An 8,988-nucleotide genomic window follows, 5' to 3' on the forward strand; every position below is an offset into this window, starting at 1 on the left:
CGGTCCGGCCGTAGCGCTTGTCCCAGACCCGCAGGATCAACTCCGCTACGCGGGCGGAACTGACGATGGGCACCAGGTTCACCGAAGGGTCGGGGACCAGCTCGGGGAGGGCGGTCGGCAGGCCGGCGCCGAAGACGATGATCTTGATTCCCCCGCTGACGGCCGTCTTGATCAGGTCATTGACGTTGCTCAGCGCCCCCATGAAGTTCACGGCGACCGGACCGGCGGTCATCTTTTTCACCTGGTGGATCTCGCGTTCCAGCGCTTCGTGGGAAATTTTTTCGTATTCGCTCAGCGAGTCGACGAAATCGCCCAGGCCGATGCTGGACAGGGTGCCGATGCCGCCGGCGTTGGTCACGGCCGAAGCCAGTGATGAAAGCGACACCCTCACGCCCATGCCGCCCTGGACGATCGGGATCTCGGCTGTAATGCTGCCGATCTTCAGTTTTGGAATTGTCATATTAATCCTCTTGTTTCTTGACGACCAGGCAGGCGTTGCCGCCGCCGAAGCCGAACGAATTGCTAGTGGCATATTTCAGCGCCAGCGTTTCGGCGCCCCGGGGCACGTAATCCAGGGTGCACTCGGGGTCGGGCTCCCGGTAGTTGATCGTCGGCGGCACGATGCCGCCGTGCACGCTCATGACCGTGGCGATGAATTCCACCGCCCCGGCCGCCGCCAGCAGGTGGCCGATCATCGACTTGTTGGAACTGATCTTCAGGGCCCGGGCATGGGCGCCGAATACGTTCATGATGGCGGCGCTCTCGATCTTATCGTTCAGGGGGGTCGAAGTGCCATGGGCATTGATGTAACCGATATCCCCGGGCTCGATGGCCGCGTCCTTCAGGGCTGCTTTCATGACCCTGACCATGCCGTCCCCGCTGGGCTCGGGAGCGGTGAAGTGATAGGCATCGGCGGCATTGCCGTAGCCGGCCAGTTCGGCGTAGACCCTCGCCCGGCGCCTGACGGCGTGTTCGCCGTTTTCGAGAACGACGACGCCGGCCCCTTCGCCCATGATAAAACCGTCGCGATGGCGGTCGAAAGGCCGGCAGGCGTTTTCGGCGTCGGGATTGGCGGACATCGAGCGGGTGGCACAAAAACCGGCATAGGCCAGGGGGGTCACCGCCGCTTCGGATCCGCCGGCCAGCATAATCTCGGCGTCGCCCCGCTGCAAGATGCGGAACGCGTCGCCGATGGCATTGGCGCCGGTGGAGCAGGCGACCGAAGGGGCCGAAAGGGGACCTTTCAGGCCGAAGCGGATCGAGACCATGCAGGCGGCCATGTTGATCAGCAGTTTCGACACGAAGAACGGCGTCAGGGAATTGGGCCCCTTCTCCTGGAGGTGGCGATGGCCTTCTTCGATGCTGGCCGAACCGCCGATCCCCGAGCCGATAATCACCCCGGCCCGGGATTTTTCAAAGGGGTGGTTGTCCAGGCCGGCATCCTGCATGGCCATGGCCGCGGCGGCCAAGGCGAACGCGGCAAAGCGGTCCATGCGCTCGAGAGATTTTTTGTCGATCCATGTCAGCGGATCGAAGTCCTTCACTTCGGCGGCCAGCTGGGAGCGAAATCCGCTCGGGTCGAAATGGCTGACCCGGGCAATGCCATTTTTTCCGGTTAGCAATCCCTGCCAGAACGCGTCAATGCCGATGCCGATTGGAGTCACCGCTCCCAAGCCGGTAACCACGACCCGCTGCCTGTCCATGAACGTCGGCCTCCTATCCTGTCATCCCGGCATCACCACCGTCAACGGATTGGGGATGAACTAAAAATTTTACCTGGATATTTTACCAATTGTTACGCATGATTGTAAAGAACCTCCACGGACAATATTAATTCCGCTTGAAATGGCGCAATTTTTATGCTAATAAAAACCCAGGTTCTGCGGAGGCGAAAGATGAGAAACAGAAGTATGCCGAAAACCGATGAAAAAAAGGAAGTCATCATAAACAACGACGGTCAGAGCTTCAGCTGCCTGCTAACCGACATCTCGCCCAGCGGCATTTCCGTGAGCAGCGACCATTTCGTCCCCACCTACAAGGAGATCGAGGTGGTCATGGAGATCAAGGGGAAGCCGGTGACCATGAAAGGCAGCGTGCGCTGGAGCATCGATCCGGGGACGGCCGGGGCCAAGACGGGGAAATTGGGCATCCTGATCATGGATCCGCCGCCGGCCTTCCTGGCCTACGTCGCGACGCGGGGGAAAACCGGCCACTGGTAATGCGTTAAAGAGACGCGACCGCTTGTCCCGGCCGGCGCATCGCTTTTTGCCTAGGCAAAAATCCTTTTGAAATTTTCGGCAGTGGTGCGCAGGGCCGGGGCGGAGTGGGGCTCGAGGGCGATGGAGAAGGGGCAGCCCACGCCGCTGATGGCCGCCCTGGCCGCCGGCCAGTCGATGTTTCCCTGGCCCAGGGGAAGGTGGTCGTCGTTGGCGCCGAAATTGTCGTGCAGATGGAAATGGATGTGCCGGTGCGGAGCGAGGTAAAACAGCCATTCCTCCGCCGGGATGCGGCCGAACACGTGATGGTGGCCGAAGTCGAAACAATGAACGAGCCGCGGCCGGTCCGCCCGTTTCATCAGTTGCAGCGCAACGTAAGGCGTCGGCTCGGCGATGTTTTCCAAGGCGATGAACGGGCCGTCGCTCTCCGCCAACAGGGTCTGGTAAAAGCGCGCGGCGCGGTCGAGCCAGCGCTCGAAATGCTGGCGGTAATAGATGGGGTCGTAATTGAAATGCATGACCACCAGCAGGCTTTTCCAGGCCGCGGCCAGGGACATTATTTTTTGCATTTGCTCCAGGCTCAAGCGGCGGATGGCTTCGTCGGCGGCTCCGGGCCAGACGTCCATGAACGGCGCGTGGATGGTGTGGCTGGGAAAAGCGGACAGTTCGCCGGCGACTTCCCTGATCCGTTGCGGGGTGAAGCGCAGCAGGTTTTCGGCGCTGATGTACACTTCGGGGTTGGCCTTCATTTTCAGCAGCAGCGGCGCTTCCCGGCTCATGCGGTCGCTGGCGACGCGGATGTAAAAACTATTGAACATTCTGGACGCCCAGCAGCCGCTTGATCTGGTAGGACAGCTGCTCGATATTGAACGGTTTGGGCAGGAAATGCTCGATCTTGCCCTTGAACTTGGCCGTCTCCAGGTATTCCTTGCCGTAGCCGCTGGCGATGAGGATCTTCACCCTGGGGTTGAGCTCCCTGAGGGCGGTGAAGACTTTTTCGCCGGAAAGGCCCGGCATTTCGATGTCCAGGATCACCAGTTTGATCGCCGAACCATTCTTTTTGAACGTTTCGATACCTTCGCTGCCGTTGACGGCGGTCAGGCATTTCATGCCCAGGCTCTTGAGCATGTCGCTGCCGATGTCGCGCACGACCTCCTCGTCATCGATGAGCAGGACCAGGCCTTCCAGCGCCGGCGCCGGCTCCAGCGCTCCGGCCCGGCCGGCCCGCTCGCCCTCTTTTTCGTAGGCCGGCAGCAGGATGGTGAAGGTGCTGCCGCAGCCGGTGTCCGACTGCACCTCGATGTGGCCGTTGTAATCCTTGACGATCTCCTGGACGATGGCCAGGCCCTGCCCGGTGCCGCGCCCCTGGCCCTTGGTGGTGAAAAAGGGTTCGAAAATGCGGCTCAGGTGCTCGCGGCTGATGCCGCTGCCGTTGTCGCCGATCTGCAGGAGCGCGTAGCGGCCGTCAATGAGATCCTTCTGGCCGCTGACGTCGACCAGGTCGGTGCGGATGGTGATCGTCGGCTTGGGCGAGGCTTCCACGGCGTCCTTGGCGTTGATAAGCAGGTTGATCAGGGTCTGGGAAATCTTGGTCTTGTCGGCCTGCATCAGGATCGGAGTGGGATGCAGCTGGATGTCGCAGTGGACGGTCTTCAGGCTCATGGACAGGAAATCCAGCGATTCCCTGATCAGGTCGTTGAGATTGAGGGTCTCCTTTTCGGCGAGCTTCTTGCGCGAGAAGTTGAGCAGCTGGCCGATCAGCGTCGATGCCCGCTCGCTGGAGTTGATGATCGTCGATACGTACTTTTTCAACTTGGGGTCGTCGGCGATCTTTTTTTCCAGCAGCGAGGCGTAGCCCATGATGCCGCTGAGCAGGTTGTTGAAATCGTGGACGATGTGGCTGGTCAGCAGACCCAGCGATTCCATTTTATGCGCCTGCAGCAGCGAGGACTCGAGCTTTTTCAGCGCCGACACGTCCTCGAGGTGGATGACCACGCCGTTCTGCTCGGCCGTCACCGGGTACAGGGTCAGGTTGGCGACGATGAAGCCCTCCTCGCCGATAAAGATGCGCTCGTCGTTGAGATAGACGGTCTTTTTCAGGATCATCGTCTCGTTGATGATGTCCTTGTACTTGTTGAAGAGGGGCCGCAGGGCATAGATGTTCTCGCCGAAGGCGGCGGCGAACGGCACGCCGAGGATCCTTTCGGCCGACTGGTTCCAGGTGGTGATCAGGTTGCTGCTGTTGATGGAGATCACCGCGTACGGGCTGGCGTTGATCAGCTTCTGCATGAAGCCCTGCAGGGAGCGGAGCTGGGTGGTCAGGCCGCGCCATTCGGAAATATCGCGGAGCATGATGATGCCGCCAATGATGGTCTTGCCGCTCTTCAGCGGTTCCACGATCAGGTCGACGTAGTTTTCTTCTTCCAGGATGGGACTGATGGTGTTGATGCGGTGAACGCTGTTGCCGTTCTCGATGACGTTGCGCACCAGTTCGTCAAAGCCGCTTTCGTTGGCCATCTTGCTCAGGATCAGGTTCAGGTTCTGGCCGATGCTGTTTTCGCCGGCGGTCCGGATCACGTCGTGGGCTTTGCGGTTGATGAAGGTGATGCGCAGTCTGCGGTCGACGATGATGATCATTTCCGGGATCGACTGGAATATCTGCTGCGAGAAAATGATCTGGTTTTTCAGGTTGATCTCGGCCTTTTTGCGCTTGCTGATGTCGGCAACGACCGCCAGGTAGTCGCTGACCCTGCCGTCGGCATCGCGGATCAGCGACAGCGACAGGGCGATGTCGAGCTTTTCTCCGGTTTTCAGCACCATGGTGGTCTCTTTTTCCACGACATGGTCATGGTCGCGCAATTCCCCCACGATCTCGCGGATGAACTTCTTTTCAACGAATTCGCTCAGGCGCAGCGACAAGATGGTTTGCGCATCGACCTGGAATTTCTTCAGGCCGTAGTCGTTGATGTATACGGGGCGCGTTCGCCGGTCGAACTTGATCACCACCACCTGGGCGGTCTGCATCAGCTTTTCCAGGAATTCCCCGGCCTCCCTGGCCTCGGCGCTCTTTTTCTGCAGCTGGACAAGGACGCTTTCGACATAAGCGGAGATTTCGGCGATTTCGCCGGCGAGCTTGGTGCCGGCGGCAAGGATGCGCCCGTTTCCGGTCTGCCCGGCGAGCTGCAGGCTGCTGCTGATCTCCTGCAGGGGGTTCAGTATCCGGCGTTTGAAATAAACGAGCACCAACGCCATGAATGCCAGCAGCAGCAGGAGGTCCAACCCATGCTGCCAGGCCGGAGGCAGCGGCAGAAATTGCAGGACCACCTGGACGAGTGCGAAAGCGATCAGGATGATGATCAGCTGCACGGTTAGCTTTTTCATTCCACCCCTGGCGCGGTGAACGCGGTGGTCACTGATTTTCTGCTTGCTGGCCTTCGTAGATGACCTGGATGCCTTCGATTTTTTTGGTGACCGGGAAAATTCCCAGCAGCACCTGCCCGGAATTCTTGGTCTTGGCGTAGATCTTGACCTTGATCTCCTTCCAGTTGGCCATGTTCTTGATGAACGCCGGCTTGGATGAGGCGCTGTAACCAAAAAAGCCCTTGACAAAAATCTCGCCGCTGACCTGCCCCGGCGGCAGGGGTTCCTTGACCGCCGTCACATAGCCGTCGGTCAGGTTTTCGCCGCTGTCGGCAAAAATGAAAATGCAGTTGAAGTTGACGTGCTGCAGCGGCCGGGTGCCGGTGTTCTTTATCTTGAAGGTGAACGAGGGGACGATGATGGCCTCGTCGGGTTTGCCCTTTTTATCGACCCAGACGGAGTCGTGCCAGACGATCTGGATCGACTTGGCCACTTCGGCATCGCTCATGGTTTCCTGGATGACGGTTTTGTAGAACACCAGGATCAATATGAGGCCGATGATGACGGTGATCAGGGAGGCCCAGAATTTGGCCTGCTTGTAAAACGGTGTTTTTTGGGTGATGTCCTTGAACAGGACCTTGTTTTCGTCCATGCTTTTCTCCTTGGTCATCTTATAGCTCATTTGCACGAAGTTTTCAAGCGCGGGTTTTTTTCGAAAAAAAAAGGGAGGGTTCTCTGGAACCCCCCCTGATTGAATTCGGCAGGTTAAATCAGACGATGCCCTGGGCCAGCATGGCCTTGGCCACCTTGATGAAGCCGGCGATGTTGGCGCCGGTCAGGTAGTCGCCCTTGGTGGCGTACTTCTCGGAGGCGTCCAGGCACTGCTGGTGGATGGCCTTCATGATCCGCTGCAGCTTCTGATCGACCTCGTTGCGGTCCCAGTACCAGCGCGAGCTCTGCTGCGCCATCTCCAGGCCCGAAGTGGCCACGCCGCCGGCGTTGGCCGCCTTGGCCGGCCCGTAGAGGATGTTGCTCTCCTGGTAGACCTTGATGGCCGCCAGGTTGGAGGGCATGTTGGCGCCCTCGCTCACCAGGAAGCAGCCGTTCTTGACCATGGCTTTGGCGTGCTCCTCGTTGATCTCGTTCTGGGTGGCCGACGGGAAAGCGCAGTCGAACGTGATGCCCTGCTCCTTGACCACGTCCCACACGCTCTTGCCTTCGTAGAATTTGGCGCTCTTGTACTTCTCGACGTATTCCTTGGCCCGGCCGCGGCGCACGTTCTCGATCTCCATCAAATGGGCCAGCTTGCCGGCATCGATGCCCTCTTCGTCGATCACGGTGCCGCCGGAATCGCAGAAGGAGATGGCCTTGCCGCCCAGCTGGGTGATCTTTTCGATGGTGTACTGGGAGACGTTGCCCTTGCCCGAGACCAGGCAGCGCAGGCCCTTGTAATCCTTCTTGCGGGTGGCCAGCATCTCGGCGCCGAAGTAGACCGCGCCGTAGCCCGTTGCTTCGGGACGGATCAGGCTGCCGCCGTACTCCAGGGCGCGGCCGGTCAGCACGCCAGTGAACTCGTTGCGGATTTTCTTGTAGTAGCCATAGAGGAACCCGATCTCGCGCCCCCCCACGCCGATGTCGCCGGCCGGCACGTCCACGTCGGCGCCGATATGGCGGAACAACTCGCGCATGAAGGCGTGGCAGAACTTCATCACTTCGTTGTCGCTCTTGCCCTTGGGATCGAAGTCGGAGCCGCCCTTGCCGCCGCCCATGGCCAGCGTGGTCAGCGAGTTCTTGAAAATCTGCTCGAAGCCCAGGAACTTGATGAGGCCCAGGTTGACCGATGGATGGAAGCGCAGGCCGCCCTTGTATGGGCCGATGGCGTTGTTGAACTGCACGCGGAAGCCCTTGTTGACCTGGACCTCGCCCTTGTCGTCCACCCACGGCACGCGGAAGAGGATGGCCCGGTCCGGCTCGACGATGCGCTCGTAGATTTTCGCCTTGACGAATTCAGGGTGCTTCTTGACGGTGGGTTCGAGCGTCTCCAGCACTTCCTTGACCGCCTGGTGAAATTCGGGTTCACCAGGGTTCTTGACTTTGACTTTTTCAATGAGTTCCTTCATCATAGACATGGTTTATCTCCTTTTCGGAATTTTTTAATCACCAGCCTGGCGTGCGCGGATGTTTAAATAGAAATGTAATTATTAAATGAAATTCCCCGAATTGTCAACTGTTTGCCTTGACAAAGCGCCGAAAAATATTTATTAATGAAGGGCATGCGCGCGCTGAGAAACATCCTGGCCTATCTGCTGGCTTTTTTCCTAGTCCCATTGCTATTCATTCCGGTTTTGATCGTTTCCGGCCTTTGCGGCTACGACAAATTCCTTTTCATCCTGTCGCGGGCGGTGATGAGATTCGGCCTGAAGATCGTCGGGGTCAGGATGCATGTGCACGGAGCGGCGGGGGTCGATTTTTCCCGGCCCATGCTCATGGTCTGCAACCACCTATCCAACCTGGACGGCCCGCTGCTGTACAGCGCCCTGCCCGGCGAACCGCGCGTGCTGATCAAGAGCGAAGCGCGGAAAATCCCGCTGATCGGCCTGGTGTTGAAACTGGCCGGTTTCGTGTTCGTCGACCGCCAAAGCCCGCGCCGGCGGCAGGAAGCGCTGAACGAGGCGGTCGCCGCGATCAAAAAAAAACGCTGCTCTTTCCTGGTCTTCCCTGAAGGGACGCGCAGCCGCAGCGGGCGCAGGCAGGACTTCAAGAAAGGCGGTTTCATGATCGCCCTCAAGGCCGGGGTGCCGGTGCTGCCGGTGAAAATCTCCGGCAGCTATCAGCTGATGCCCCCGGGCCGGATCACCATCCGCGCCGGCACGGTCGATATCGAGTGTTTCCCGCTGCAGAGCATGGCCGGCGTCAACGAGAGCGACTTGCCGGGGTGGGTGCGGACCCTGCAAAATACCATATATAAGGATAACTACAATGAAAATCATTGAAGATGAACGGGTGCAACAGCGCGCGCGCTTGCTGGCCGGCCTGAACGAGGACCCCCGTGTGGACGAGGCCATCGTTGGCATGGAAAAAGCCCTACGCTGCGGCAACAAGGTGCTGGTGTTCGGCAACGGCGGTTCGGCGACCCAGTCCTCGCATTTTGCCGCCGAGCTGGTCAACAAGTTCTATTTCCGGCGCCGGGCCCTGCCGGCCCTGGCCTTGAGCTCCGACATGGCCAACGTGACCTCCATCGCCAACGACGAAGAGTTCCGGGTTGTTTTTTCCCGGCAGCTGGAGGCCTTCGCCGCCAAGGGCGACGTGGCGCTGGGCATCACCACCAGCGGCCGGTCGGCCAATGTCCTGCAGGCCCTGGCCACGGCCAGGAAAAGGGGGCTGCTGACCATCGCCCTGGCCGGGCGCCAGG

The 8,988-nt window shown here is 59.6% G+C and carries 9 protein-coding genes; 3 read left to right on the forward strand and 6 right to left on the reverse strand.

Annotated elements, in window-relative coordinates; all coding sequences use genetic code 11:
- Together NTW95_11830 and fabF are read right to left on the reverse strand one after the other, a co-directional pair.
- On the reverse strand, positions 1–460 hold a 460-nt coding region (locus NTW95_11830), incomplete at its 3' end, for a nitronate monooxygenase (GenBank protein MCX6558095.1).
- 1 nt (position 461) lies between these two features.
- Entirely contained in the window at positions 462–1,703 is a 1,242-nt protein-coding gene (fabF, locus tag NTW95_11835; GenBank protein MCX6558096.1) for a beta-ketoacyl-ACP synthase II, read from the reverse strand.
- Between the two features lie 192 nt (positions 1,704–1,895).
- On the opposite strand from fabF, the gene NTW95_11840 reads away from it, so the two are divergent.
- The gene (locus NTW95_11840) at positions 1,896–2,219 is read left to right on the forward strand and encodes a PilZ domain-containing protein (protein ID MCX6558097.1); all 324 of its coding nucleotides are present in this window, start codon (positions 1,896–1,898) and stop codon (positions 2,217–2,219) included.
- Between the two features lie 50 nt (positions 2,220–2,269).
- On the opposite strand, the gene NTW95_11845 is transcribed toward NTW95_11840, so the two are convergent.
- The 4 genes from NTW95_11845 to gdhA form a co-directional block, all read right to left on the reverse strand.
- Complete coding sequence (locus NTW95_11845) at positions 2,270–3,034, reverse strand: sugar phosphate isomerase/epimerase (GenBank protein MCX6558098.1); 765 nt, start codon at positions 3,032–3,034, stop codon at positions 2,270–2,272.
- Complete coding sequence (locus NTW95_11850) at positions 3,024–5,597, reverse strand: PAS domain S-box protein (GenBank protein ID MCX6558099.1); 2,574 nt, start codon at positions 5,595–5,597, stop codon at positions 3,024–3,026. The genes NTW95_11845 and NTW95_11850 overlap by 11 nt, the downstream gene beginning before the upstream one ends.
- 28 nt (positions 5,598–5,625) lie before the next feature.
- Complete coding sequence (locus NTW95_11855; GenBank protein MCX6558100.1) at positions 5,626–6,258, reverse strand: hypothetical protein; 633 nt, start codon at positions 6,256–6,258, stop codon at positions 5,626–5,628.
- Between the two features lie 88 nt (positions 6,259–6,346).
- Positions 6,347–7,705, reverse strand: a complete 1,359-nt coding sequence (gene gdhA, locus NTW95_11860) for an NADP-specific glutamate dehydrogenase (protein MCX6558101.1) — start codon at positions 7,703–7,705, stop codon at positions 6,347–6,349.
- A 135-nt stretch (positions 7,706–7,840) separates the two neighbouring features.
- On the opposite strand from gdhA, the gene NTW95_11865 reads away from it, so the two are divergent.
- Positions 7,841–8,569 carry a lysophospholipid acyltransferase family protein gene (locus NTW95_11865; GenBank protein MCX6558102.1) on the forward strand — a complete coding sequence of 243 codons (729 nt, stop codon included), beginning with the start codon at positions 7,841–7,843 and terminating at the stop codon, positions 8,567–8,569.
- The coding region (locus NTW95_11870) for an SIS domain-containing protein (GenBank protein MCX6558103.1) at positions 8,556–8,988 on the forward strand (433 nt) is incomplete at its 3' end. The genes NTW95_11865 and NTW95_11870, both read left to right, overlap by 14 nt.

The organism is Candidatus Aminicenantes bacterium, assembly GCA_026393795.1.
Lineage (GTDB): Bacteria > Acidobacteriota > Aminicenantia > UBA2199 > UBA2199 > UBA2199.